This window comes from Actinospongiicola halichondriae, assembly GCF_049103745.1.
Taxonomy (GTDB): domain Bacteria; phylum Actinomycetota; class Acidimicrobiia; order Acidimicrobiales; family Salinilacustritrichaceae; genus Salinilacustrithrix; species Salinilacustrithrix halichondriae.
On sequence record NZ_CP171622.1, the window covers coordinates 1,918,778 to 1,943,207 of the forward strand.

General features: G+C 69.1%; 25 protein-coding genes and 1 pseudogene. 6 read left to right on the plus strand and 20 right to left on the minus strand.

Going from position 1 to position 24,430, the window contains the following annotated elements; translation table 11 throughout:
* Nucleotides 1–11 precede the first annotated feature (11 nt).
* From AB8619_RS09440 to queA, 11 genes are all read right to left on the minus strand, one after another.
* Nucleotides 12–281, minus strand: coding sequence for a hypothetical protein (locus AB8619_RS09440; protein WP_436796212.1), 270 nt, complete (start codon nt 279–281; stop codon nt 12–14).
* A gap of 19 nt (nt 282–300) precedes the next feature.
* Nucleotides 301–1,476 (minus strand): D-alanyl-D-alanine carboxypeptidase family protein, encoded by a 1,176-nt coding sequence (locus AB8619_RS09445; protein WP_436796213.1) that lies wholly within the window; start codon nt 1,474–1,476, stop codon nt 301–303.
* Between the two features lie 165 nt (nt 1,477–1,641).
* A complete protein-coding gene (locus AB8619_RS09450; RefSeq protein ID WP_436796214.1) occupies nt 1,642–2,898 on the minus strand; it encodes a hypothetical protein in 1,257 nt (418 codons plus the stop codon).
* A 196-nt stretch (nt 2,899–3,094) separates the two neighbouring features.
* Complete coding sequence (locus tag AB8619_RS09455) at nt 3,095–5,332, minus strand: RelA/SpoT family protein (RefSeq protein WP_436796215.1); 2,238 nt, start codon at nt 5,330–5,332, stop codon at nt 3,095–3,097.
* A gap of 33 nt (nt 5,333–5,365) precedes the next feature.
* The gene (locus AB8619_RS09460) at nt 5,366–5,908 is read right to left on the minus strand and encodes an adenine phosphoribosyltransferase (protein WP_436796216.1); all 543 of its coding nucleotides are present in this window, start codon (nt 5,906–5,908) and stop codon (nt 5,366–5,368) included.
* The gene (locus AB8619_RS09465; RefSeq protein ID WP_436796217.1) at nt 5,908–6,735 is read right to left on the minus strand and encodes an FTR1 family iron permease; all 828 of its coding nucleotides are present in this window, start codon (nt 6,733–6,735) and stop codon (nt 5,908–5,910) included. The genes AB8619_RS09460 and AB8619_RS09465 overlap by 1 nt, the downstream gene beginning before the upstream one ends.
* A gap of 56 nt (nt 6,736–6,791) precedes the next feature.
* Complete coding sequence (locus AB8619_RS09470; protein WP_436796218.1) at nt 6,792–7,286, minus strand: RDD family protein; 495 nt, start codon at nt 7,284–7,286, stop codon at nt 6,792–6,794.
* Between the two features lie 3 nt (nt 7,287–7,289).
* Nucleotides 7,290–8,357 carry a protein translocase subunit SecF gene (gene secF, locus AB8619_RS09475; RefSeq protein WP_436796219.1) on the minus strand — a complete coding sequence of 356 codons (1,068 nt, stop codon included), beginning with the start codon at nt 8,355–8,357 and terminating at the stop codon, nt 7,290–7,292.
* On the minus strand, nt 8,354–9,973 hold the full coding sequence (gene secD / locus AB8619_RS09480; RefSeq protein WP_436796220.1) for a protein translocase subunit SecD: 1,620 nt from the start codon (nt 9,971–9,973) through the stop codon (nt 8,354–8,356). The genes secF and secD overlap by 4 nt, the downstream gene beginning before the upstream one ends.
* 44 nt (nt 9,974–10,017) lie before the next feature.
* Nucleotides 10,018–11,121, minus strand: a complete 1,104-nt coding sequence (gene tgt, locus AB8619_RS09485) for a tRNA guanosine(34) transglycosylase Tgt (protein WP_436796221.1) — start codon at nt 11,119–11,121, stop codon at nt 10,018–10,020.
* Nucleotides 11,118–12,128, minus strand: a complete 1,011-nt coding sequence (gene queA / locus AB8619_RS09490; RefSeq protein ID WP_436796222.1) for a tRNA preQ1(34) S-adenosylmethionine ribosyltransferase-isomerase QueA — start codon at nt 12,126–12,128, stop codon at nt 11,118–11,120. Before queA ends, tgt begins: the two co-directional genes overlap by 4 nt.
* A 100-nt stretch (nt 12,129–12,228) precedes the next feature.
* On the opposite strand from queA, the gene AB8619_RS09495 reads away from it, so the two are divergent.
* Nucleotides 12,229–13,326, plus strand: coding sequence for a sigma-70 family RNA polymerase sigma factor (locus AB8619_RS09495; RefSeq protein WP_436796223.1), 1,098 nt, complete (start codon nt 12,229–12,231; stop codon nt 13,324–13,326).
* A complete protein-coding gene (locus AB8619_RS09500) occupies nt 13,323–13,580 on the plus strand; it encodes a hypothetical protein (protein WP_436796224.1) in 258 nt (85 codons plus the stop codon). The genes AB8619_RS09495 and AB8619_RS09500 overlap by 4 nt, the downstream gene beginning before the upstream one ends.
* Nucleotides 13,581–13,584: 4 nt before the next feature.
* Here the strand turns inward: AB8619_RS09500 and ruvB are convergent, their stop codons facing one another.
* The 3 genes from ruvB to ruvC are packed head-to-tail and all read right to left on the minus strand — an operon-like array spanning nt 13,585 to nt 15,721.
* Nucleotides 13,585–14,622: a Holliday junction branch migration DNA helicase RuvB gene (gene ruvB, locus AB8619_RS09505; protein WP_436796225.1), complete on the minus strand. Its 1,038-nt coding sequence runs from the start codon at nt 14,620–14,622 to the stop codon at nt 13,585–13,587.
* The gene (gene ruvA, locus AB8619_RS09510) at nt 14,622–15,227 is read right to left on the minus strand and encodes a Holliday junction branch migration protein RuvA (RefSeq protein WP_436796226.1); all 606 of its coding nucleotides are present in this window, start codon (nt 15,225–15,227) and stop codon (nt 14,622–14,624) included. Before ruvA ends, ruvB begins: the two co-directional genes overlap by 1 nt.
* Nucleotides 15,224–15,721, minus strand: coding sequence for a crossover junction endodeoxyribonuclease RuvC (gene ruvC / locus AB8619_RS09515; protein ID WP_436796227.1), 498 nt, complete (start codon nt 15,719–15,721; stop codon nt 15,224–15,226). The genes ruvA and ruvC overlap by 4 nt, the downstream gene beginning before the upstream one ends.
* Nucleotides 15,722–15,822: 101 nt before the next feature.
* Here ruvC and AB8619_RS09520 point away from each other — a divergent pair, with 101 nt between their 5' ends.
* From AB8619_RS09520 to AB8619_RS09530, 3 genes and pseudogenes are all read left to right on the plus strand, one after another.
* Nucleotides 15,823–16,830 (plus strand): ABC transporter ATP-binding protein, encoded by a 1,008-nt coding sequence (locus AB8619_RS09520; protein WP_436796367.1) that lies wholly within the window; start codon nt 15,823–15,825, stop codon nt 16,828–16,830.
* A 23-nt stretch (nt 16,831–16,853) separates the two neighbouring features.
* A pseudogene (locus AB8619_RS09525) lies at nt 16,854–17,468 on the plus strand (ABC transporter permease subunit); the annotation flags it as partial.
* A gap of 34 nt (nt 17,469–17,502) precedes the next feature.
* Nucleotides 17,503–17,718 carry a hypothetical protein gene (locus AB8619_RS09530; protein ID WP_436796427.1) on the plus strand — a complete coding sequence of 72 codons (216 nt, stop codon included), beginning with the start codon at nt 17,503–17,505 and terminating at the stop codon, nt 17,716–17,718.
* A 168-nt stretch (nt 17,719–17,886) separates the two neighbouring features.
* Here the strand turns inward: AB8619_RS09530 and AB8619_RS09535 are convergent, their stop codons facing one another.
* Nucleotides 17,887–18,813, minus strand: coding sequence for a type IV toxin-antitoxin system AbiEi family antitoxin domain-containing protein (locus AB8619_RS09535; protein WP_436796228.1), 927 nt, complete (start codon nt 18,811–18,813; stop codon nt 17,887–17,889).
* A 296-nt stretch (nt 18,814–19,109) separates the two neighbouring features.
* On the opposite strand from AB8619_RS09535, the gene AB8619_RS09540 reads away from it, so the two are divergent.
* Nucleotides 19,110–20,753 (plus strand): ABC-F family ATP-binding cassette domain-containing protein, encoded by a 1,644-nt coding sequence (locus AB8619_RS09540; RefSeq protein ID WP_436796229.1) that lies wholly within the window; start codon nt 19,110–19,112, stop codon nt 20,751–20,753.
* A 7-nt stretch (nt 20,754–20,760) separates the two neighbouring features.
* On the opposite strand, the gene AB8619_RS09545 is transcribed toward AB8619_RS09540, so the two are convergent.
* From AB8619_RS09545 to AB8619_RS09565, 5 genes are read right to left on the minus strand one after another with little or no spacing between them, the layout of a single operon-like run.
* Nucleotides 20,761–21,234, minus strand: coding sequence for a peroxiredoxin (locus AB8619_RS09545; RefSeq protein WP_436796230.1), 474 nt, complete (start codon nt 21,232–21,234; stop codon nt 20,761–20,763).
* Between the two features lies 1 nt (nt 21,235).
* Entirely contained in the window at nt 21,236–21,985 is a 750-nt protein-coding gene (locus AB8619_RS09550; RefSeq protein WP_436796231.1) for a YebC/PmpR family DNA-binding transcriptional regulator, read from the minus strand.
* Complete coding sequence (gene pdxT / locus AB8619_RS09555) at nt 21,986–22,564, minus strand: pyridoxal 5'-phosphate synthase glutaminase subunit PdxT (protein ID WP_436796368.1); 579 nt, start codon at nt 22,562–22,564, stop codon at nt 21,986–21,988.
* Between the two features lie 2 nt (nt 22,565–22,566).
* Nucleotides 22,567–23,469 (minus strand): pyridoxal 5'-phosphate synthase lyase subunit PdxS, encoded by a 903-nt coding sequence (gene pdxS, locus AB8619_RS09560; RefSeq protein ID WP_436796232.1) that lies wholly within the window; start codon nt 23,467–23,469, stop codon nt 22,567–22,569.
* A 51-nt stretch (nt 23,470–23,520) separates the two neighbouring features.
* A complete protein-coding gene (locus AB8619_RS09565) occupies nt 23,521–24,282 on the minus strand; it encodes a hypothetical protein (protein WP_436796233.1) in 762 nt (253 codons plus the stop codon).
* Nucleotides 24,283–24,430: the final 148 nt, after the last annotated feature.

A 24,430-nucleotide genomic window follows, 5' to 3' on the forward strand; every position in this document is an offset into this window, starting at 1 on the left:
GGGCCGGCAGTTCAGCCGCCGGTTCGGCGGCGGCGAGCCTTGTCGAGCTTCGCCTTCCGTTCCGGCGTCGGCTCCCCAGTGGCGATCGCACGGACCGCGTCGACGTCATCCGCGTGGACCAGCAGGACGAACGGCTGGGTCGCAGCGTGGAGGAACTCGACGCCGGCGTCGCTGGTCAACAGCTCGGCCTGGACGCCTTCGGCCCGACATCGGGCCAACAGCGTGTGAGCGGCGAAGCGATCCGTCCCGCATTCGATCCGGACCAGGTCGTCATCAGCCACACCCGGACTCTAGGGACCGTCAGTCCCCGTTCACGGACCAGTGCCAGGGCTCGCTCGGCAGGTTATGGAAGCCGTAGCCAGGGGCGTGTTCTTCCAGCCACTGGAAGGCCGGCGACGAGTGGCTGCCGATGCTCGCACCGCCGTGGGTGAAGTCGATCGCCAGACCGAGTTCGTGCATCGAGGTACCCGGCTTCGCCGTGGGCGGCGAGCACGCCGACGGAGAGCGGCCGTACACGGCCTCCGAGTCGCTCACCCCGTCACCACCGCAGTGTTGGCGGCGCAACGACACCTGCTGCTCGGTCGTGCGGTGACCCCACCCACCCAGCTCCATGCCATCCCGCTCGGCATCGGCCAACAACCCACGCATGGCCGGCGCGATGTCGGCGTGCACGCGGAAACCACCGACGTCGACGAGAGGGACCCCGGCGCCACGGCCGACCCTGGCCAGCAGTGCATCGGTCTCGCGGCGGACGGCCATCGCAGCGTCGGCCTCGACCGCGCCGAGCGAGTCGATCGCCTCTTCCGTGGCCGCGAGGTCGGCAGCGATCCGCTCGGCCAGTTCGATCTGTTCGATCCGAGCGCGGTGCAGTTGGTCGAGCGCCGATGCGGCGTCCTCGGCGATCGATTCCGCCTTCCGCGCCTTCTGATCCGCGGCGACACGGAGACGACGCAACGCCGCTTCGGCCTCGGCCAGTTCGTCGGCGACCGCCAGGTCGCGGTCCGACTTCGCTCGCAACATCACGTCGGCCTTGGCCGCGGCGTCGAAGTCACGCTCGACGAGGACGGCGAGCCCCTCCATCTGGCGGGGTCGGATGAAGGCTTCGACGGCGATCGCTCGCATGAGGTCCTCGAGATCGGCCAACTCCGCCGCCTTCTCCTCCTCGACAGCCCGAGCGGCGCCGGCGGCGACGTTGGCCTCGACCAGTTGGTCCTGGGCTTCGGCGACCACGGCCTCCTGCGCTGCGACCCAGGCCTCGACCTCGGCCAGGCGCGCCTGGACCTGGACCGCAGAGGCGCCCAGCAGGTCGACCGCCATCGCCTTCTCGGCTTGGAGACGGCGAGCCTCGGCCAGACGTTCGTATGGATTGTCAGGCATCGGAGCGTCGGCCTCCTGCGCTCCCGCCGGGACGGCGACCGCGACGAAGACCAGCAGGACGAGGGCAGCCCGAGTGAACGGGCGGATGTGAGAGGACATGGGTACGACGAAGAGTTCGGGTCCAGCGGGCGCCCGTCAGCCCTCTGCACGTGGGAAGATCCGCGGGGCACGCTACCCCGGTCACGCCTGGTGATCGGCGTGCGACTCATCGAGATCGAGGTGGTGAAGTGACCCGGTCGGCGAGCGAGGTGATTCGGGACCGACTCAGCACGCGTACAGCGGGGGCACCTCGTAGGTCCCGAAGTCGGTGGCATAGTCGACGCCGCCGATACGGAGCGATTGGATCTCGACGGTCTCGCCGTTCTCGTAGATCGGAAGTGCGAACTCGACCGAGCCGTCTGGTCTGACCGTCGTCTGCGCGGTTCGGGGCGTCGGTTCGACGCTGCTCGTCATCACGATGTCGGCGGTCTGGCCGGGCGATGCGCCGGTGGCGAACGCGAGGATCAGGTAGCCGTCGTCGCTCGCGTTGTAGCACTGCGTCCCCGTCGTGACCGTCGCGGTCGGCGCTGTCGGGGCGGGCGCTGGCTTCGGCGTGGGTGTCGCCGCGGGAGGCTGCGCCGGGTCTGGCTGCGCCGTGCCCACGTCTCCCGGTGGCGGAGCGCCAGGAATCGGCGTCGGCTGCCCGGCAGGTGGAGGGTCCTGCGGGGAATCGTCTCCGCCTGGACGTGCGACCTCGGACGACGCTCCACCGGGGTCGACCGGACCCGCGCCCTTCGACGCTCCCGGATCGACCGGGCCTGCGGGGGCGACTGCTGCCACCGGATTCCGTGTGCCGCCATCGTCCGGGAGGTTGAGCGCGACCGCCGTGCCACAGGAACCGAACAGCACGGCCAGAGAGCCGGCGGCGATCCAGCGCGCCAGAGGACGCGACCGGGCGCGGGCTTTCTCGCGTGCCTTGATTCGTTCGTCTCGCAGCTGGATGAACAAGTAGGCGGCCATGCTGGTCCATCCGTACTTCCGGGCAGAGGCATCCGGCTCGTCGTCCTCGTCCCGCCAGTCCCGCTCACTGCTCTCTCGCTCCCAGGCGAGGTCCCTCGCTTCGAGCTCGGGGTCGAACAACGGTCGCTTGATGAACTCCCACTCCTGCTTCTCGGTGGTCGCGGCCGCGTGTTGTTGGAAGTCGACGCGGATCCTGGTCGCGATGTCCTCCAGCTCTCGCGCCTCGAGCCGTGCGAGCTCCTTCTTTCCTTCCGGTGTCTTGAGAAACGCCTCGCGTTCGCGGAACGCCTTCTCCCGGGCGACCCGTTCGGCCTCGTCCGCGGCCGCCTTCTCCGCAGCTTCCCGCTGCCGACGCTCGGCCTCGGCCTTTGCCTTGGCCCGCTGCTCCCTGGCCTCGCGCTCGGCCTGCTCCTTCTCGGTCTCGTTGGACCCGAGGAGTCCGCCGAGCGTGAAGATGTTCAAGAACGCCTTCTCGGGGAGGACCTTGTCGATGATCTTCACCGCAATGAGTGCCTTGCCCATGGCCGTCGCCTTCCTGCATCGCAGCTCGGCTCGTGCGGGTGGGTTCACCAGTGGGCGAGGTCGGGCCCCATGAGTAGACCACGTCGACCGCCCGGACTGCGCGCCGTGCGAAGAGTCGGCAACAGGGTCCGGATGAGGGACATGGCGTCCGCCTACCGTGAAGCCCCGAACACTCCCGAACGAGCACGGCTTTTGCTCAGGCGCCCTTGCCCGGCACGACCCGGTAGGCGTCGTACACCGAGTCGATGCTCTTGATCGTCGACAGCGCCGACTCGAGATGCGCAGGGTCCGCGAGCTCGAAGTCGAAGCGCATGGTGGAGACACGGTCACGTCCTGTCGAACTCGACGAGGCCACGATGTTCACGTGGTGGTCCGACAGCGCGGCCGCCACGTCGTTGAGCAGACGAGACCGGTCGAGCGCCTTGATCTCGATCGACGCCACGTACGAACCGCCCTGGGCGCCGTCCCATTCGACGTCGATGAGACGGTCGGACTGGTCGGACCCGAGCGACACCGCGTTGGCGCAGTCGGAACGGTGGACCGAGACGCCGCGCCCGCGGGTGATGAAGCCGACGATCTCGTCGCCCGGCACGGGCGTACAGCAGCGCGACAGCCGGATCATGACGTCGTCGAGGCCCTCGACGTGCACCCCGACGCCGGTCCGCTTGCCACGACCACCGTCGCGGTTCTGCACCGAGAGCGTGGGGAGCTGCTCCTCGCGGTCGGTGTCGTCGTGGAGCGCCTTGGAGACCCGACCGGCGACCGACTTCGCCGACACGTGGTGCTCGCCGATGGCGGCGTGCAGCGCGTCGATGTCGGTGTAGTTCATGGTCGCTGCGATGTCCCACAGCGCCTTGGTGACCGAGTCGGACTTGAGTGGGAGCTGCTCGCGGCGCAGTGCCTTGACGAGATCTTCGCGGCCGGACTCGATCGCGTCCTCGCGTCGCTCACGCGAGAACCACTGCCGGATCTTGTTCCACGCTCGCGGGCTGACCACGACCTGCAGCCAGTCGCGCGACGGTCCGGCGCCGTCGACCTTCGACGTGACGATCTCGACCGTGTCGCCCGACGCGATCTCGGTGTCGAGTGGCACCAGGCGGCCGTTGACCTTGGCGCCGATGCAGGCGTGGCCCACCTCGGTGTGCACCGTGTAGGCGAAGTCGATTGGCGTCCCCCCGGCCGGGAGGGTGATGACCCGACCCTTGGGACTGAAGGCGAAGACCTCGTCGTCCTCGAGGTCGACCTTCAGGTTCTTCATGAACTCGTCGGGGTCGGAGGTCTCCTCCTGCCAGTCGACGATCCGCGACAGCCAGGCGTAGTCGTCGCCGGTCTGTTGCTCCTTCTGCTTGACCTTGTACTGCCAGTGCGCGGCGACCCCGCGCTCGGCCCGGGCGTGCATCTCGGTGGTGCGGATCTGCACCTCGAGCGGCTTGCCCTGGGGTCCCACCACCGTCGTGTGCAACGACTGGTAGAGGTTGAACTTGGGCATGGCGATGTAGTCCTTGAACCGGCCGGGCACCGGCTTCCACGTGGCGTGGATCGAACCGAGCGCCGCGTAACAGTCCTTGACCGAGTCGACGATGACCCGGATCGCCACCAGGTCGAAGATGTCGTTGAGCTCCCGGCCCTTCACGACCATCTTCTCGTAGATGCTCCACAGGTGCTTCGGCCGCCCCGTGACGTCCGCGGACAACCGCAGCTCGACGAGACGGTCGTTGACCTGGTCGATCACCTGGTGCAGGTAGAGCTCTCGCTCGGGGGTGCGGGTCGAGACCATGTGGTCGATCTCGGCGAATCGCTTCGGGTGCAGGGCCGCGAACGACAGGTCCTCGAGCTGCTGGCGCATGTCCTGCATGCCCAGACGGTGTGCGAGCGGGGCGTAGATGTCGAGCGTCTCGCGTGCGGTCCGTTCCTGCTTGAACGTCGGCATGCCGCCGATGGTCCGCATGTTGTGGAGGCGGTCGGCGAGCTTGATGATGAGAACCCGCAGGTCCTTGCTCATCGCCACGATCATCTTGCGAACCGTGGCGGCCTGCTGCTCCTCCTTCGAGTCGAACTGGATCCGCTCGAGCTTCGTGACGCCGTCGACGATGGCGGCGACGTCGTTGCCGAAGTCACGAGCGACGTCCTCGAGGGTCATCCCCGTGTCCTCGACCGCGTCGTGCAACAGCGCAGCAGCGATCGTCACGTCGTCGAGGCCGAGGCCGGCGACGATCCGGGCGACCGCGATCGGGTGGTGGATGTAGCTCTCACCGGTCTTGCGCATCTGGCCGGAGTGGGCAGCGGCTGACGCGGTGTAGGCCCGGGAGATCAGGTCGGTCCGGACGGTGCGGCCGTGACGGGCGCGGAACTCGGCCAGGAGGGGCGCCACCTCTTCGGCGGGCGGAGGGTTGCTCCGGCGCCACGGCAGGACCCGATCGACCGTCGACGTCACTTCGGCACCGCTCCTTTCATCGCTCGGAGGTCGTCAGATGGCGAGAACGCTCATCACCGTCTGCCCGTCCAGTCTCCCCCGTCCGGACAAGAACCCCAACTCCAACAAGAACGCACACGCGACGATCGTTCCGCCGAGACCGGTCACCAGCTCGCATGCCGCCGCAGCGGTGCCACCGGTAGCGAGGACGTCGTCGACCACGAGCACTCGAGCCCCGGGGCCGATGGCGTCGACGTGGGCGGCGAGTGAATCGGTGCCGTACTCGAGGTCGTAGGAGTGTTCGACGGTCTCGTAGGGCAACTTGCCCGGCTTGCGGAACGGCACGCAGCCGGCCCCGAGCCGGTAGGCGATCGGGGCGGCGAAGAGGAACCCACGCGCTTCCATCCCGACCACGAGGTCGATGCGTTCGTCGACGTACGGGTCGGACATGGCGTCGACGGCCAAGCGGAACGCCGCGGCGTCGGCGAGCAAGGGCGTGATGTCCTTGAAGACGATCCCGGGCTCCGGGAAGTCGGGGATGTCGCGCAGGTGGTCGAGGAGCGCTGCCGGATCGGACACCCCAGCAGTGTGCCCCATCACGCCGCCGGGACGGGTGCCTTGCGGTCGCGTCGGAACGGCCGCAGGAACAGCGGGGTGACCACCAACGCATAGGCGGCCCAGGCCACGACCTGTTCGAGCGACGGACGGGGATCCCAACCGAAGATGCCGGCCAGGAAGCGGCCGGACTGGGTCGACAACGTGAGCCATGCCGACCCCGTGAGGTCGTAGACGGCGTTGTCGACGGTGCCCAGGTCGCCGGCGAGTTGCTCGAAGAGCACGAACCTCGCCAGGAGACCGGCGGCGAAGACGATCACCAGGAGGCCCGTGAGCCGGAAGAAGCTCTGCATGGGGAAGCGGCGGCTTCCGCGATGGACCAGCGCGCCGAGCGCTGCTGCGACCGCCAGGCCGCCAACCGTGCCGAGGGCCACCGCTCCGCCGTCGGCCGTGGTGGTCGTCGACAGGAGGAACAGTGCCGTCTCCAGTCCTTCGCGGGCGACGGCGGCAAACGCCACTGCGGCGAGACCCCAGCCACTCCCGCGGGCCAGTGCGGCCCGGTGCTCGAGGTCGCCCTTGAGGCCGCAGGCGTGGCGCTGCATCCAGAAGACCATCCACGTCAGCAGCCCGGCTGCCGCCAGACACAACGCCGCGAACGTCCGCAGGCGGGCCACGCCCTCGAGGCCACCGATGACCTCGTGCAGGACGAGACCCACGCCCAGCGACAGCGCCGCGGCTGCTCCCACCCCGGCCCAGACCCATCGGCGCTGTTCGGGTTGATCGCTCCGCCGGACGAAGGCGAGCACGATCGCGATGATCAGGGCCGCCTCGAACCCTTCGCGGAGTGCAATCAGAAAGCTTTCACCCATACGTAAAGCATGGTGAACATCGTGGCGTCGCGCAAGAGCACCCCACCCGAGCGGGGTCAGACGCGCACGACAGCGGTCCCACCGGCGAAGTTGTCGTGCCAGCCCCGGTTGAACGGTCCGCTGCTGATGGTCACGGCGATGACGATCACCAGAACGAACTGGGCGATGTCACCGACGACCGGCACCAGCGGCAACAGCAGCCACGCGTTGCGGCGAGCGGCGACCTCGAGCGAGGGCGGATGCCCGTCGGCGCCGACGACCTTGATGCTCACCGCCATCTTCCCCACGGTCTGGCCTCGCGAAGACTCGAGGAAGGTGAAGTACGCGAACGTCAGCGCCGTCGCGAGCATCGCGGCGACCACTCCGCGGAGGGTGAACGTGCTGCGGAACGAGGTGGCGGTGCCGCCGACGACCACGCTGAGGATCACGTTCGGGACCAGCAGCACGAGCCAGTCGAGGAGCTTCGCGCCGAAACGCGTGCCGAGGCCGACGGGGACCAACGCGCCCGGTGACGGGGGCGGCGGAGGAGGAGGTGGAGGCGTGTACGACACGACTCAGCGGCGCTTGCCCTTCTTGCGCGGCCGGGGTGGGATCGCTCGGCCGGACAACTCGGGGGCCGAGACCGACCCGCCCGAGGACTTCGACGCCGTCGCCGGGACCGGGTCGGCACCCGAGCGACGCGACTCCTGGTTCTCGAGGCGGGAGCGCAGGCTCTGGTAGTGCGGCTCGCGTTCCTTGAGGAACGCGACCAGCGGCGTGGCGACGAAGATCGACGAGTACGCACCGGACACGAGACCGATCGTCAGGGCGACAGCGAACTCCTGGAGCGTGACCGCTCCGAGGATGAACGAGCCGACGATCAACATCGCCAACACGGGCAACAACGACGTGATGGTCGTGTTCAGCGACCGCATCAGCACCTGGTTGAGCGACAGGCTCATCAGGTCGGTGTACGGCATCTTCTGTGCGACGGCGGGGGTGTCAGCGTTGTCCTTGACCTTGTCGTAGACGACGATCGTGTCGTACAGCGAGTAGCCGAGGATGGTCAGGATCGCGATCACCGTCGCCGGCGTCACCTCGAACTGGAACAACGCGTAGATGCCCACGGTGATGACGAGATCGTGGACGACGGCGACGAGCGCGCCGATCGCCATCTTCCACTCGAGTCGGATCGCGATGTAGGCGGCGATGACGACGAAGAAGAAGACGAGCGCGCGTTGGGCCTTCGCCGAGATCTCGTCACCCCAGGTGGGACCGACGGTCGACACGCTCACGTCGATGACGTCCACGCCCGCGACCTCGGCGAGGGCCGCGGTCACGGCGTCGAGCGCGGCATCGTCGGTGGGTTCGGACTGCACGCGGATGGTGTCTCCGCCCACGATCTGGATCTTGGCGCCGGACTCGCCGGCGCCACCGAGCGCGGTACGGGCCTCGCTGACCGACACGTCGGGGGCGACGACCTCCCAGGACGTCCCTCCTTCGAAGTCGATGCCGAGGTTGAGACCACGTCCGACCAGGGCACCGACACTCGCGATGAGGAGTACCGCGGTGATCGCGTATCCGATCCGCCAGATGCGGGGGAAGTCGATGTCGTTGTCGTAGCTGGCGAGACGGCGCATCATGCCGTGGCCCCTTCCTCTGCCTTCGGCACCGGCATCCCGAACCACCGAGGCTTGTCCTGCAGCCGTTCGGACTTGACCAGCATCACCGCCAGCGGACGCATGAAGAAGTACGAAGCGACCAGGTCGAGCATCGTCGACAACCCGAGGTACAAGGCGAAGCCACGGACCGGGCCGACGGTCAACATGTAGAGGATCCCGGCACCGATCAGCGAGGCGACGTCGGCCTTCACGATGGTGGAGAACGCCGAGGTGAAGGAACCGTCGACGGCGGTCCGCAGGGTGCGCCCACGCCAGACGTCTTCCTTGAGGTGCTCGTAGAACACGACGTTGGAGTCGACGGCGACGCCGATCGAGACGATGATGCCGGTCACGCCGGCGAGCGTGAGGGCCAGGCCCTGGTTCTCGCCCAGGTAGGCGATCAGCGTCCACAGGAGGGCGGCCGACACGCTGAGGCTCAGGATCGCCACCACACCGAGCAGTCGGTAGTAGATGACCATGTACAGCGCCACCAGCGCGAGGCCGAGGAGGCCGGCGATCACACCGGCGTCGAGAGCGTCCTGGCCGAGTGAGGCCGAGATCGACTGCGTCTGCTGCGGTTCGAGTTCGACGGGGAGCGAGCCGTAGCGCAGGACGAGCGCCAGGTCCTTGGCCTCGCCCTCGGTGAACGTGCCGCTGATCGAGATCGCGTCCGCCGCGAACGACGGCTCGTTGATCGACGGCGCCGACTGGACCTGCGAGTCGAGCACGATGGCCAACTGGCCGGTCGGACACGAGGCATCGCGGTTGAAGCAGCGGAACGCGATGTCGTTGAACTCGTCGATGCTGCCGCCCTTGATCGTCACGCCGACCGTCCAGTCGGCGATGTTGCCCAGACGGGCTTCGGCGCCGGAGAGGATGGTGCCCGTGGCCTCGGTCGGACCGAGGCGGTAGCGCAGGACCTCGTTGCCGTCGTCGTCGTACTCCGACAGCGTCACGGGCTCCTCGGCGACGTCGTCGGCCGGGTCGGTCAGCGCCAGACCCTCGAGGCCGGTGAGATCGGGAGTCTCGACGGGCGCTGACGTGGTCGGCGCCTCGGTCGTCGTCGTGGTGTCGCCGGTCGTGTCATCGGTCTGGAGTGGCGCTGCCGACTCGCCCGGGGCGATGCCGAAGCCGCTCTCGTCGGACCCCTCGGCCGCCGTGGTCGTGGTCGTGGACTCGTCCTCGGCCACCGTGGTCGTCGTCGACTCGTCGGGCTGGAGGTCGTTGGGATCGAGGTTCGCCAACTCGGGAGGGATGACCTGGAGAACGGGGCGGAATCGGAGCTCGGCCGTCTGACCGACGAGTTCCAGGGCCCGCTCACGGTCCTTCACGCCGGGGAGCTGCACCACGATGGCGTCGCCCTGTCGTGCGATCTCCGGCTCGGCCACGCCGATGCCGTCCACACGCTGGCGGATGATCTCGATGGCCTGACCGATGGCCTCGTCGTTGGTGTCCTCGGTCGGCTGGAGCACGACCGACACCCCGCCCTGGAGATCGAGACCCAGCAGTGGCTCGTTGCCCGACACGACGGTCGTGGTCAGGCCGGCCGCGGCGAGGAGGACGATGAAGATCAGGGAGTACAAGCCGTTGCGGCGCATGTGTCGCTACTCGTTGCTGCGTGAGTCCAGGGGGCTGCGCCAACCTAGTCGTACAGATCGGCCATCTCGGAGCGCAGGGAGTCCATGGACCCCGCCTGTACGGCCGCTCTCGCTCGCTCGGTGAGGCGCAACGTCCAGGCCAGGTTGTGGATGGTCGACAGCCGTGCCGCCGTCGGTTCGTTCACGTTGACCAGATGGCGGATGTATGCCCGCGAGTACCGGGTACACGTCGAACAGGCGCAGTCCGGGTCGAGTGGACCGTCGTCGTCCGCGAACCGTCGGTTCTTGATGTTCAACCGACCTTCCGACGTCAGGAGCGTCCCGTGCCGCCCGAACCGCGTCGGCAGCACGCAGTCGAACATGTCGACGCCGAGAGCGATCGACTCGACGATGCCGACCGGGTCGCCCAGGCCCATCAGATAGCGGGGACGGTCCGCAGGGAGGTGTTCGAGCGCCGCCGCGAGGGCGGGGAGCATCTCGTCGCGCGACTCCCCCACCGACAGGCCACCGATGCCGTAGCCGTCGAAACCGATCTCGACCGTGCGCTCGGCGCTCTCGGCTCGCATCGCGGGGTCGACGCCGCCCTGCACGATCCCGAACTGGTTGCGCGTGGGGTCGTCGAGTGCCCGGAAGCGGTCCCGGGCACGGACGGCCCACGCCGCGGTGCGTTCGAGCGCCGCACGGACGACCTCGGGCGGGCTGGGCAGGGGCGGGCAGACGTCGAGGACCATCTGGATGTCGGCGCCGAGCGCGTACTGGATCTCGACCGCGCGCTCCGGCGTCAGTCGTTCCTCGTCTCCGTCGTAGGTCGAGCGGAACGTCACGCCCTCGTCGTCCACCTTCGGCGACAGCGAGAACACCTGGTAGCCGCCACTGTCGGTCAGGACGTGGCCCGACCAGTCGCTGAACCCATGGAGTCCGCCGAGGCGCTCGATGAGGTCGGGGCCGGGACGGAACAGCAGGTGGTAGGTGTTGCCGAGCACGATCTGGGCGCCCAAGGCCTCGAGATCGGCAGTGTCGACGGCACGCACGGCGCCCCTCGTGCCCACGGGCATGAAGCACGGCGTGGTCACGGTGCCCCGGCTGGTGGTGATGGTCGTGGTCCGCGCCGTACCGGCGGTGGTCTCGACGTCGACGTGGAGCGTCATGGCGTTGGCCTCACTTCACGCTGGAGCAACATCGCATCACCGAAGGACAGGAATCGGTAGCCCGAGTCCAGGGCCTCACCGTAGAGGTCACGCCAGCGCGGGCCGGAGAACGCCTCGACCAGCACCAGGAGGCTCGATCGGGGCAGGTGGAAGTTGGTGAGCAGGGCATCGACCACCAGGAAGTCGTCGCCGGGCGTGAGGAACAGCTCGGTCGACCCCGTGGTCTGGCCGCTGCGGGCCGCAGATTCGAGCGCCCGCACCGTCGTCGTCCCGATGGCCACCACCCGGTCGGCCTCGGCGCAGGCGGCCAGGGTCCGTTCCGGCACGTCGTAGCGCTCGTGGTGCATGACGTGGTCCTCGACCCGGTCCGTCGTGATCGGCCGGAACGTCCCCAGACCCACGATCAGGTCGACGGTCTCGATGGCCGCGCCCGATGCCCGGATGCCGTCGAGCACTGCCGGGGTGAGGTGCAGCCCTGCCGTCGGGGCGGCCACCGACCCGGGCCGATCGGCGTAGACCGTCTGATACCGCTCGGGATCGTCGAGCACCTCGGTGATGTAGGGCGGCAGCGGGACCTCGCCGTGGCGGTCGAGCGCCGCCAGGAGATCGGTGCTGTGGACGTCGACGGACCGACGGCCGGCCTCGAGACGGTCACCGACCACGAGACGCAGGTCGTCGTCGACCACGAACTCGCTGCCGGGGGGCACCTTGCGGCCGGGCCGGACCAGCGCCTCCCAGCGTCCCGGCTCCAACTCCTCGAGCAGGAGGACCTCGACCGCTCCCCCGGTCGGCTTCCGGAGATGGAGGCGAGCAGGCAGGACTCTCGTCGAGTTCACGACCACGAGGTCGCCGGGTCCGACCAGGTCGGGGAGGTCACGGACCGTCCGGTGTTCGGTGGACCGACCCGGGCCTCGATCCACCAACAGACGGGCCCGATCGCGGGGCTCGAGCGGCTGTTGGGCGATGGACTCCGGCGGCAGCTCGTAGTCGAAGGACGAGGTCTCCATGAGGTCGCCAGAAGTTACCGGGAGTCCGGGAAGGGAACCAACAGTGCTGCGTCGAACAGAGTGAGTGAACTGGCAGGGAACCCCTCGAGGACGGACTTTCGTGGCGCTACGGGCAGACGATGTCGATCTGGGTCGCGACCGCGACTTGGTCGCGCGCTACCAGAACGGTGATCCCGAGGCGTTCGACGACCTCTATCGCTGCTACTTCAACCGCTTGCGCCGATACTGCCAGCGGCACACCAACGACCGGCACGAGGCCGAAGAGGTCGCGCAGGAAGCCTTCGTCAAGGCGCTGCGATCGATGGACTCGCTCCAGGGCGAGCGGCGCTTCTACCCGTGGATGACGGTCATCGCGAAGCGGATCATCATCGATCGGCACCGCAAGATGGCCAGGATCGACCTGACCGAGGAGCCAGACCTCGGATCGGTCGAGCCCGACATCGACCACCTCTTCGCCGAGGTCGACGCCGGCCACGTGCGTGAGGCCATGGACAACCTCGGCCCTCGCCATCGCGAGGTGCTCATGCTTCGCGAGGCCCAGTCGCTCAGCTACGCCGACATCGCGGGCACGCTCGACGTGCCCGTGACCACCGTCGAGGCACTGCTGCACCGTGCCCGCAAGGCCCTGCGACGCGAATACGCCGTGGTGGCCGGTGCCGAGGGTCGAGGCATCTGGGGCCTCCCGCTCCTGGGCTGGCTCGGCACCCGCGCCCGGGGCCTCCGTGCACGCGTCGACGAGCGTTGGGCCGAGATGCTCGCGGTCGGCGCACCCCTCGCCGTCGGAGCGATCACCGCTGCCGCCGTGCTCCTCCCGTCGACGCCGGGCGAGGTCTCGCAGATCGAGACCGCAGCGGCGCCGAGCACCACGGTCGCCGAGGCGCCTGCATCGACGACCACCGTCCTTCCCGTTCCCGCGCCGGTCACCTCGCTGGTCGTCGACGAGCCGGCGACGACCGTGGCGCCCACGTCGACCGCCGCACCCACCGTCGACGCCGGTCCGGTCGACATCTATGTCGGCCCCGAGGGCACCGAGGTCGCCCGCCAGAAGGCCGAGTCGATGCCGGTCAGCGGATCGCTCGGCCCGGCAACCGGTGGGATCAACCCGCCCGAGATCGACGACGACCTCGCCGAGATCGCCGAAGGCATCTTCCAACTCGTCTTCGGCCGCCCGTCGGAGCCGATCGAAGGAACTCCATGAACCGCACTCGCACGATCGCTGCCACCGCCGTCCTGGGCGCCACCTTGGCCCTCGGAGCCGTGGCGCTCCCGTCGGCCCAGGCGACCCCGGAACCGGCGACCATCGCCCCGCCCGCGGTCACGGCGTCGGAATGGGCCTGCCTCGCCGTCGGCGGCGTGGACCTCGGCCTCTGCCTCGACAACCCGGTTCCCGACACCAGCGGACTGCCGACCGTCCCGGAGATCCTCGGGGACGTCCTCGGCATCCTCGGCTGAGCGGCTACTCGAACAGCGCTGAGGGCCCGCCGCCGGGATCCGCTGATGCCGGCGGTGCGACACCCAGGTGCTCCCAGGCGCCGATCGTGCAGACCCGACCCTTGGGCGTGCGCATGAGCAGGCCCTGTTGGATCAGGAATGGCTCGTAGACGTCCTCGACTGTCTCGGTCTGTTCGCCCACGCTGATCGCGAGGGTCGACAGTCCGACCGGGCCACCACCGAATCGCTCGCAGATCGCCGAGAGGATCGCCCGGTCGACCTTGTCGAGACCACGCTCGTCGACACCGAAGGTACTCAGGCCGGCGTTGGCGGTGTCACGGTCGATCGTGCCGTCGCCGCGCACCTCGGCGTAGTCACGGACGCGCCGCAACAGGCGGTTGGCGATACGCGGTGTGCCCCGCGCCCGGCGAGCGATCTCCGACGCCCCGGCCGGCTCGAGGGCGACCTCGAGGATTCCAGCCGCACGCGAGACGATCGCCTCGAGGTCCACTGCGGTGTAGAAGTCGAGTCGCTCGACGAGCCCGAACCGGTCGCGGAGCGGCCCGGTGATGGCGCCCGTGCGGGTCGTCGCCCCGATGAGCGTGAACGGCGGCAGGTCGAGACGGATCGATCGGGCCGCAGGGCCCTTGCCGATCACGATGTCGAGTTGGAAGTCCTCCATCGCGGGATAGAGGACCTCCTCGACGGCACGAGGGAGCCGGTGGATCTCGTCCACGAACAGGACGTCGCCCTCTTCGAGTTGGGTGAGGATCGCGGCGAGGTCGCCGGCGCGCTCGATGGCGGGGCCCGATGTCGGCACGCACCGGACGTCCATCTCGTTGGCGACGATCGCGGCGAGCGTCGTCTTGCCCAGACCGGGAGGGCCGGCGAAGAGCAGATGGTCGACCGCCTGACCGCGCCGGCGTGCGGCCTCGAGGATGATCTCGAGGTGCTCCTTGAGCCGGGGCTGCCCGACGAAGTCCTCGAGCGACCGTGGACGCAGACCGGTCTCGTCGACTGCCTCGTCGTCGGACGCCTCGGGGTCGAGCAGTTCTTCGCGCATCAGCGGGAGACCGCCAGCCGGGACAGCGCCGCCTTGAGGAGCACGCCGGCGTCGTCGCCTTCGGGGAGGTCGGACAAGACCTCACGGATCTCGTCGACGCCGTAGCCGAGGCCGCCCAGGGCCTCGCGCACGTCGGCCCGCGCCGAGGCCGAGCCTCCGGTGGCGCCGTCACCCGTGGTCTCGGCCGGACCCAGGTCGAGCGGGATGTCGAGGCGGCTCTTGAGTTCGACCAGCAGCCGCGCCGCCGTCTTCTTCCCGACCCCGGGGACCAGGCACAGTGCACCGACGTCGTCTTCGGCCAGGACCCGGGCGAGGTCCTGCGGACCGTGGACCGACAGGATCGCGAGCGCCATCGCCGGGCCGACTCCATGAGCGCCGAGCAGAGCGGTGAAGCAGCGTCGAGCATCGAGGCTGGCGAAGCCGTAGAGCGACTGGTGGTCCTCACGGATGTGGTGGTGGACCCAGACGAAGACCTCGTCGCCGAGGTCGCCCACGGCAAGTGCCGTGGTCGGGCTGACCTGGACCTGGTAGCCGATGCCTGCGACCTCGACGAGGAGGAGATCGCCGCCTCGGTCGAGGAGCGTGCCCCGCAGCGAGCCGATCATCGTGCGGCGGCGATGCGCGACCGCATCGGGGCGTGGGCGAGGTGACACAGGGCGATGGCCGCGGCATCGGCCGCGTCGACGGGTCGGATGGGCTTGTCGATGCGGAGCAGGCGTTGCACCATCGCCTCGACCTGTCCCTTGTCGGCCGAGCCGTCGCCCGCCACCGCGAGCTTGATCTCGTTCGGCGAGTACTCGGTCACCGTGGCGCCGGCATCGATCGCCTCGGTCATGACCACGCCGGCAGACTGCGCGACCCCGATCGCCGTGCGCACGTTCACGGAGAACAGGATGCGCTCGACCGCCACCTCGGTGGGCGGATGGTCGGCGGCGAGGCTCCGGACGTCGCTCTGGATCGCGTGAAGGCGCTCGGGAACCGAGTCGCTGGGCGGCGTGGTGAACACGCCGAGAGCCACCAATCGGGGCGTGCGACCGCCCGCGTCGATGACCGCGTAGCCGCACCTGGAGAGGCCGGGGTCGATCCCCCATACGAACATGGGTTCGACCCTACTGTCTGTGCGGACCGGTGCCGCGGACCACGGGTCTTCCGATTCTGCTCAACTCTCACGGTCCGCCTGCCGATGGAAGTGCCGTGTCGATGACTGATCTGTATCCGGACGCGCCCCCGTCGCCCGACGACCCGGGGTCGACGACGACCGGCGTCGTCTCGCTCGACGCCGTCCACCGCACCTTCGGCACGACGCCGGCGCTCGCCGGGCTGTCGTTCGACGTCCCGGAGAAGAGCATCACCGTGCTCCTGGGCCCGAACGGCGCCGGAAAGACCACGTGCACGCGGATCATCACCGGCGCCCTGGGCGCGGACTCGGGCGACGTCCGGGTGTTCGGGCTCGACCCGACGGTCGACGGCGAGGAGGTCCGCCGCCGCTGTGGCGTCGTGTCGGCCAAGCCGGCCCTCTACGACCGCCTCTCGGGAATGGACAACCTCGGCTACGCCGCGGAGCTCTACGGCCTCGGTCGCGGCCAGCTCGCCCACGACCGCATCATGGCGGCGTCGGATCGCTTCGGGATCGTCGGTGCGCTCGAATCCCAGGTCGGTGGGTACTCGACCGGCATGAAGACCCGGCTGGCGCTCGCCCGGTCGGTGCTTCACGAGCCCGACCTCCTGCTCTACGACGAGCCGACGTCGGGCCTCGATCCCGAGTCGAGCTACGCGGTCCTCGAGCTCATCCGGGAGATGACCGGCGACGGGAACACCGTGGTCATGTGCACCCACCTGCTGCTCGAGGCCGAGGGTCTCGCCGACCAGGTCGTCATGCTCCAGGACGGGCGTTCGCTGATCTCCGGGACGCCAGACGACCTCGTGCGCCAGTACTGGCCCGACGACACGGTCGTCTTCGACGCCGAGGACCGATCCTCCCTCACCATGTTGTCGACCCTTCCCGGAGTCCTCCGCAGCGAGACCGGCGGCAAGGGCACGACGGTCGCCGTCGACCGCCTCGACCGTGTCCCGGACCTGGTGCACGCCCTCAGCGCTGCCGGCGTCCGGCTGACGCGGGTCGAGGTCGAGCGCCACACCCTCGAGAACCTGTACTTCGCCGTTCGCCGTTCCAGTGGCGACAACCGGATCGGGGAGGTGCACGCATGAGCGATGTGATCGCTCCCCCGCCGATGTCCTCGGGCCGGCCGCGCATCCGGGAGACCGGACGCCTGCACCGAGATCAGATCTGGACCGTGGCCCGCACCGACCTCAAGCAACTCATACAAGCCAAGGACTTCTGGATCCCGATGATCGCCCTCGGCGGCATCTTCTTCGTCCTCATCCCCACCGTCCTCCTGCTCACGATCAACCAGGTGGGCGACGTCCGGGTGGTCGAACAGATCAGCCAGGCGGTCGAAGTGCTGCCCCAACGGGCCCAGGACCAGATCGAGGGCGACAGCCCGTTGGGTCAGGCGTCGTATGCGCTCGCCGTGTTCCTGTTCGCCCCTGTCGCCGTGGTGATCCCGCTCACGATCTCGACCGCCGTCGGCGCCGCCACGATCGTGGGCGAGCGCGAGCGCGGGACGGGTGAGTTCCTCGCCCACTCCCCCGCCGGCGTGCGCGAGATCTACCTCGGCAAACTCCTGGCGTCGCTGCTACCGGGCTATTTCACGACGATCGTGGGCTTCAGCATCTATTCGCTGATCGTGAACGCCATCGTCGGGCCGGAGGTCGGTGGCTGGTTCTTCCCGACCCCCCAGTGGTGGTTGCTGATGCTGTGGGTCATCCCGCCGTTCCTCGCACTGACGCTCTCGCTCGTGCTCCGCCTGTCGGCGCGCGGTGAAGTCGACCGCCGCCGCCCAGCAGGCCTCTGGCCTCGTCAGCCTCCCGCTGATCCTGATCGCCTACTCGCAGTCGACCGGAGCACTCTTCGGCGGGACGTCGGTGTCGTGGATCATCGGTGGCGTCGCTTGGCTCATCGCCATCATCAGCCTCAACCGCGGGATGAAGTCGGTCAGTCGAGCCCGCCTCCTCGGCGTCGCCGACGAGCAATAGCCCAGCGGACTGCCGGCGCCGGCGCCGGCGCCAGACCCAGCGGGGATGTTCGGAACGTACCGATCGGCACGTTGCATGTCGTTTCCGACGCGGTACGTACCGATCGGCACGTTGCGCACCACGGCAGGAGGCGGCGCCGCACGACGTTTCGATCCGATCGGTCGCTCCTCACGACGCTCGGCGAGCCGCCTGCCGTAGGTCGTCGCGCAAGGCGTGGAGCCAACGGTGCTCGCCCGCTCCGAGATCGTGGCGATGAACGGCATCGATCCGCCAGCCCAACGCCTCGATCCGTTGCCGACGCGTTTCGTCGGCCTCGACGCGATCGGGACGGTGCCATTCGAACGAGTCGTACTCACGCACGACCCGCTCGTCGGGCCACGCCATGTCGACCCTGGCGATGAACCTGTCTCCGTCCGTGATGGCGTATTGCGTCGCCGGCGCAGGCAGTCCGAAGGAGAGGATCCGACGGATCGCGGCTGCCTCGGCGGGTGAATCGGGCTGGATGGCATCGCACCAACTCGCCATCACCGCTCGGACACGGCCACCGCCGACCCGTCCAGGGGCATCCTCGACTCTGGCCAGCGCGTCGCCGACCTGGTCGAACCGGACACGCTTGCCGCTGAACATCTCGTTGGCGACGGCGGCCAGGGCATCGGTCGACAACGACTCCGCACCGTCGACGAACGACCGTGCGATCGAGGTGACGGGGAGGCCTCGGCGGCGAGTGAGATCCACCGTGTCGAGAGGACTTCGATGCTGTACCCCGAGTCTCGTGGTGCCGGCCGACCCAGGCGGGAGTTTGAAGTGCGGGCGGTCCGGCGGGTCGACGTCGAAGCCGTGGAGGAACAGCGCTGACACGTGCGAGGCGACAGCACCTTCGTGCCGTTGGACTGCGGCCGCGATGTCCTGGATGGGCGTGCGAGTGCCGGGCCGTCGGTACAGCCCGCGAATGACGCGCTCGAGAACGCCGTCCGTAACGAGACGGCCGATCTGCCTCGAGCTCAGGTCCTCGGCGAGGAGGTCAGCGGTGGTGAGGAGGTCGTGATTGTCGGATGCCCGGCGGAACGCTCGGGCGACCTTGGTCGTCGCACGCATGAGATACATCGTGACGACACACGGTGACAGGAACCCTCAGCGGTCTCGCGGCAGTGCTCGGAACGTACCGGTCGGCACGTTGGATGTCGTTTCCGTCGCGGAACGTACCGATCGGCACGTTGCGCACGGGGTGGGACCACGGGGCGCACGGGGTGGGACCACGGGGCGCACGGGGTGGGGCGACGGGCGCCGGCGACGGAATCCGGTGTCGATGCGGCGAGTCGACCGGATACTGTCGTCCCCGATGTTCTGAGGCACCCCGTCCCGCGTCCTTCTCCGCTGCTCGAGGTGCTCCCGTGTCTTCCCAGATCGTCGCCCAGAACGTTGCCTTCTCCCACGGCCCGACCGTCGTCCTCGCCGACGTCTCGCTCACGGTCGCGTCCGGTCACCGCATCGGCGTGCTCGGACCGAACGGCGTCGGCAAGTCGACGCTGCTCCGCCTCCTCGTCGGCGACCTGACACCCGAGTCGGGCTCGGTCCGCCGTGTCCCGGGCGACGCACGCGTCGGGTTCCTCACCCAGGAACTCGACATCCGGGCGGGTGAGTCGGTGGCCGACGTCGTCGCCCGTCGCACGGGTGCGCAGGCGGCCCAGGTCGAGTTCGATGCCGCAACCCAGGCCCTGGGCTCCGGCGACGTGGGTGCCGACGACCGGTACCAGCGAGCCCTCGACACGTGGATGCAGACCGGCGCCGCCGACTTCGATGCGACGCTCGCCGCGACCCTCGAGCGAGTGGGACTCGGCGCGTCGACGGCAGGCCAGGACGCCTCGACACTGTCGGGGGGCGAACGGGCTCGGGTGAACCTGGCGTCGGTCCTGCTGTCGGGATTCGACGTCCTCGCCCTCGACGAACCGACCAACGACCTCGACCTCGACGGACTCCGCCTCCTCGAGGAGTTCCTCGTCGGTTCGACCGCGGGGTTCGTCCTCGTCTCCCACGACCGGGCGTTCCTGGAGCGCGTGGTGACGAGCGTGCTCGAGATCGACGAACACGACCGCACGGCGACCCGCTACGACGGCGGATGGAACGCGTACCAACAGGCACGAGCCACGGCGCGACGCCACGCCGAGGAGGCGCACGCCGACTATGTCGACGCCCGGGAGTCCCTCCGGGGCCAGGCGCAGCGGACACGGGAGTGGTCGGCGCAGGGTCTGGCCAAGGTGAAGCGATCGGACGAGCCCGACAAGTTCATCCGCCACTGGAACACGGCGAGTTCCGAGAAGCTCGCCGGCAAGGCCAAGCGGGCCGAGAAGGCGCTGGAGCGGCTCGAGGTCGTCGAGAAGCCGTGGGAGGGCTGGGATCTCCGCCTCGACTTCGCCACCACGGGACGATCGGGCGATCGGGTCATCGAGACCCGAGACCTCGTCGTCGATCGCGGGTCGTTCCGTCTCGGCCCGATCTCGCTCGACGTCGGGTACGGCGAGCGCGTGGCGTTGGTCGGGGCGAACGGTTCCGGCAAGACCACGTTGCTCCAGGCCGCGCTCGGCCGGGTCGAACCGTCGAGCGGCACGGCGCGGCTGGGTCCGTCGGTCGTGGTCGGCACCCTCGACCAGGCGCGCCGGCGCTTCGCGACCGACGAGTCGCTCATCGACGCGTTCGTGGCCGAGACCGGTGTGATGGCCAACGACGCACGGTCACAACTGGCCAAGCTCGGGCTCGGCCCCGACCACATCGGCCGATCCACCGATCGACTCTCCCCCGGTGAACGGACCCGGGCCGTCCTCGCCGCCTTCGCACTCGTCGGCGTGAACCTGCTGGTGCTCGACGAACCCACGAACCACCTCGACCTGCCGGCGATCGAGCAACTCGAGGCGGCGCTGGACGGCTATCCCGGAACGCTCGTGCTCGTCACCCACGACCGCCAACTCCTGGAAGCGGTCACGCTCACCCGGACGATCGAACTCTCGGACGGTCGCGTGGTCGGCGACGTGGCGGTCTGAGCCGACGTCAGGCGGACTTGGACCGGGCGACGGCCTCGACCAACTCGGTCGTGGGCCGGAAGGTCAGTCCAGCGATGGCGCGGTGGCTGTACGCGACCATGCCCTGGGCGTCGATGACGAACACCGAGCGCCGGTAGAAGCCGATGGGCCCGATCACCCCGTAGGCCTCGCCGACGGCCTTGTCGGTGTCGGCCAGCAGGGGGAAACCGAACCCGCCCTGCTTGTCGGCGAAGTCCTCGTGGCTGGCCACGTCCTGGGGCGAGATGGCGAGCAGCTGCGCCCCGACCTCGGCGAACTCGTCGATCTCGGCCGTGTAGGCGTTCAGCTGGCGTGTGCAGACCGGCGTGTTGTCGCCGGGATAGAACGCGAGCACGACGGGTTGTCCGCGGTAGGCCGACAACGTGTAGTCACGACGTCCGGCATCGGTCCCGTCGGTACCGGGAACGGTGAAGTCCGGAGCAGGTGTGCCGACGGCCGGCATCTCAGCCCGCCGACGATTCGTAGAGCTCGGCCGACATGTCGAAGTTGGCGTAGACGTTCTGGACGTCGTCGAGGTCCTCGAGCGCCTCGATGATCCGCAGGATCGACTTCGCCTTGTCCGACTCCGTGATGGGCACCGTGTTCTGCGGAAGCATCGTGACCTCGGAGTTCTCGACGGCGATCTCGGCGGCGTCGAGCGCGTCACGGACGTCGGGGAGGTCGCTGGCCGCGGTGAGTACCTGCCACACCTCGCCCTCGTCGGTGATGTCCTCGGCGCCGGCCTCGAGCGCGGTCTCCATGAGCTCGTCCTCGGACACCGACTTGGGGACGATGATGACGCCCTTTCGGTCGAACTGCCACGACACCGCACCCGGTTCGGCGGGCGACCCGCCGTTCTTGGTGAGCGCGCTGCGCACGTCGGCGGCGGCACGGTTGCGGTTGTCGGTGAGGACCTCCATCAGCACCGCCACGCCGTTGGGCCCGTAGCCCTCGTAGGTGACCTGCTCGTAGACGACCCCGTCGAGGTCGCCCGTGGCCCGCTTGATCGCCCGCTCGATCGTGTCGAGGGGGATCGAGTTGTCTCGGGCCTTCTGGTAGAAGGTCCGCAGCGTCGGGTTGGCGTCGAGATCGCCGCCACCCTCGCGTGCCGCGACTTCGACCTGGCGGATGAGCTTGGCGAAGACCTTGGCGCGCTTGGCGTCCGTGTTGGCCTTCTTGTGCTTGATCGTCGCCCATTTGGAATGGCCGGACATCTACAGGACCTCCTCGAGGAATCGGCGGTGGATGCGTAGGTCGGACGTCCCGTCAGGAGCAGGAAGCTCCGGATGGAATGCCGCGACCATCACCGGTCCGGACGTGCACAGTACGGGCCGGTCGTCGACGCGGGCGACCACGGTGACATCGTCGCCGACGCGCTCCACCACTGGCGCCCGGATGAACGACGCGTCGAAGGGTGTGTCGAAGCCGTCGATCGCCAACGCGACGTCGAAGCTGTCGACCTGGCGGCCGTAGCCGTTGCGGCGGGTCGTGATGTCGATGGCTCCGAAGCACCGCTGGTCGGCGCGGCCGTCGAGCACCTCGGCGCCGAGGAGGATCATCCCGGCGCATGTCCCCAGTGCGGGCATGCCGTCGGCCAGGCGCTTCGCGATCGGGTCGAACAGCTCACCTCGGTCGAGGAGCATCGACATCGTCCCGGATTCACCACCGGGGATCACGAGTGCGTCGACATCGTCGAGTTCGTGTGGTCGCCGCACCTCAGCAGCGGCCGTGCCGAGTTGCTCGAAGGCCTCGACGTGGCGGCGGAACGCTCCCTGGAGGGCGAGGACGCCGATCGTCACCAGCCGCGCTTCTCGAACGCGGTGCCGTCGGCGGCCGAGCCGTCGGGGTCCATGCCGATGCCGGTCATCGGGGCACCGAGGCCACGGGAGACCTTGGCGAGGATGTCGGCGTCGCGGAAGTGGGTGGTCGCCTCGACGATGGCCTTGGCCCGGGGGGCGGGGTCGTCGGACTTGAAGATGCCAGACCCCACGAACACGGCGTCGGCGCCGAGCTGCATGGCGAGGGCAGCGTCCGCCGGCGTGGCCAGGCCACCCGCACAGAACAGCGGCACCGGCAGCTCGCCGGTCTCGGCGATCTCCTGGACCAACGGCAACGGTGCACGCAGCTGCTTGGCCCACTCGAACAGTTCGGCCTCGTCGGCCTGGGTCAGCTTCCGGATGTCGCCGTTGATCGAGCGGAGGTGGCGCACGGCCTGCACGACGTTGCCGGTGCCGGCCTCGCCCTTCGAACGGATCATGCACGCGCCTTCACTGATGCGACGGAGCGCCTCGCCGAGGTTGGTCGCACCGCAGACGAAGGGCACGGTGAACGACCACTTGTCGATGTGGTGGGTCTCGTCGGCCGGCGTCAGCACCTCGGACTCGTCGACGTAGTCGACACCGAGCGCCTGGAGGATCTGGGCTTCCACGAAGTGGCCGATGCGGGCCTTGGCCATCACCGGGATGGTGACGATGTCCTTGATGCCCTCGATCATCTCGGGGTCGGACATGCGTGCGACACCGCCGTCGACGCGGATGTCGGCGGGCACCCGCTCGAGCGCCATGACGGCGACAGCACCGGCGTCCTCGGCGATCTTGGCCTGCTCGGGCGTGACGACGTCCATGATGACGCCACCCTTGAGCATCTCGGCCAAGCCACGCTTGACCCGGAACGATCCAGTTTCGGAGGACGCACTCATGGGGCGAGTCTACGGCCGGGACCCCGGCCCACTCCCACTCGGATTCGGCGTTCAGACCTCGCGGAGCAGGTCGATCCGGTCGTCGAGCGGCGGGTGCACGGCGAAGGGATCGTCGTCAGCGACCGGAGCAGCGAAGAACAGACCCGCCAACGCCGGGGGAACGTCGAGGTCGGTGGGGTACGAGCGGACCGTGTGCAGGGCCCGGACGAGACCCGGCGGGTACTGGGTCGCGCGCACGCCCTCGAGATCGGCGTGGACGACCGATCGCTCGTCGTCTCCCTGGATCAACGAGACGACCGGGCCGGTCAGCGGCCCCTTCGCGAACGGGCCGAAGAGCGAGGCGGCGAGCGTGGTCTCCGCCAGCGACGAGGTCCGGGCCGGGCCGAGATGGTGGCCGACGACCGCTTCGAGGATGATCGGGTCGGCCGCGTCGAGCATGCCGGTCGTGACCGCGAGGCAGGTGGGGCCGTTGCCGGCGCCCCAGCTGAGTGCGTTGACCGACGAGCTGGTGATCACGAACAGCCGCGGCGACGCCACGCCGGACGCCATCGCCACCGACTCCGCCAGACCCGCCAGACGGGGTTGGTCGTCGGGGCCGATCTCGGTTGCACCGACGGCTCGGGCGACACGGTCGTCCACGCCCCGGACCCGCACGGCGGTCACGACGACGCCGACGACGATGGCCAACGGGAGCGCCAGCAGCCACAGCCGCAGTGCCAGCGCGACGGCGAGGACGGGTGCGGCCACCAGGGCTGCGTGGATCGCCACCAGGCGCAGGAGACTGGCGTCGGACGTTCGTTCGGACTCGGACACGATCCGTCGATTGTATGCAGGACTCCCGTCCGCCCCCGGAACCGGCAGCGGGTCACTCGCCCACCGCCTGATCGGGTCAGTGGCAAATGACCCGATCGCGCCATTCACAATCTCGCCCAATCCGGACAACCTCACGTGAATGGGAGGT

Bases quoted from the DNA above. Each gene is read 5' to 3' on its own strand.
- AB8619_RS09445 (WP_436796213.1), bottom strand. From the start codon at position 1,476: ATGTCCTCTCACATCCGCCCGTTCACTCGGGCTGCCCTCGTCCTGCTG.
- AB8619_RS09450 (WP_436796214.1), bottom strand. From the start codon at position 2,898: ATGGGCAAGGCACTCATTGCGGTGAAGATCATCGACAAGGTCCTCCCC.
- AB8619_RS09460 (WP_436796216.1), bottom strand. From the start codon at position 5,908: ATGGGGCACACTGCTGGGGTGTCCGATCCGGCAGCGCTCCTCGACCAC.
- AB8619_RS09465 (WP_436796217.1), bottom strand. From the start codon at position 6,735: ATGGGTGAAAGCTTTCTGATTGCACTCCGCGAAGGGTTCGAGGCGGCC.
- secF (WP_436796219.1), bottom strand. From the start codon at position 8,357: ATGATGCGCCGTCTCGCCAGCTACGACAACGACATCGACTTCCCCCGC.
- secD (WP_436796220.1), bottom strand. From the start codon at position 9,973: ATGCGCCGCAACGGCTTGTACTCCCTGATCTTCATCGTCCTCCTCGCC.
- tgt (WP_436796221.1), bottom strand. From the start codon at position 11,121: ATGACGCTCCACGTCGACGTCGAGACCACCGCCGGTACGGCGCGGACC.
- queA (WP_436796222.1), bottom strand. From the start codon at position 12,128: ATGGAGACCTCGTCCTTCGACTACGAGCTGCCGCCGGAGTCCATCGCC.
- AB8619_RS09500 (WP_436796224.1), top strand. From the start codon at position 13,323: ATGAACCGCACTCGCACGATCGCTGCCACCGCCGTCCTGGGCGCCACC.
- ruvB (WP_436796225.1), bottom strand. From the start codon at position 14,622: ATGCGCGAAGAACTGCTCGACCCCGAGGCGTCCGACGACGAGGCAGTC.
- ruvA (WP_436796226.1), bottom strand. From the start codon at position 15,227: ATGATCGGCTCGCTGCGGGGCACGCTCCTCGACCGAGGCGGCGATCTC.
- ruvC (WP_436796227.1), bottom strand. From the start codon at position 15,721: ATGTTCGTATGGGGGATCGACCCCGGCCTCTCCAGGTGCGGCTACGCG.
- AB8619_RS09520 (WP_436796367.1), top strand. From the start codon at position 15,823: ATGACTGATCTGTATCCGGACGCGCCCCCGTCGCCCGACGACCCGGGG.
- AB8619_RS09535 (WP_436796228.1), bottom strand. From the start codon at position 18,813: ATGCGTGCGACGACCAAGGTCGCCCGAGCGTTCCGCCGGGCATCCGAC.
- AB8619_RS09545 (WP_436796230.1), bottom strand. From the start codon at position 21,234: ATGCCGGCCGTCGGCACACCTGCTCCGGACTTCACCGTTCCCGGTACC.
- AB8619_RS09550 (WP_436796231.1), bottom strand. From the start codon at position 21,985: ATGTCCGGCCATTCCAAATGGGCGACGATCAAGCACAAGAAGGCCAAC.
- pdxS (WP_436796232.1), bottom strand. From the start codon at position 23,469: ATGAGTGCGTCCTCCGAAACTGGATCGTTCCGGGTCAAGCGTGGCTTG.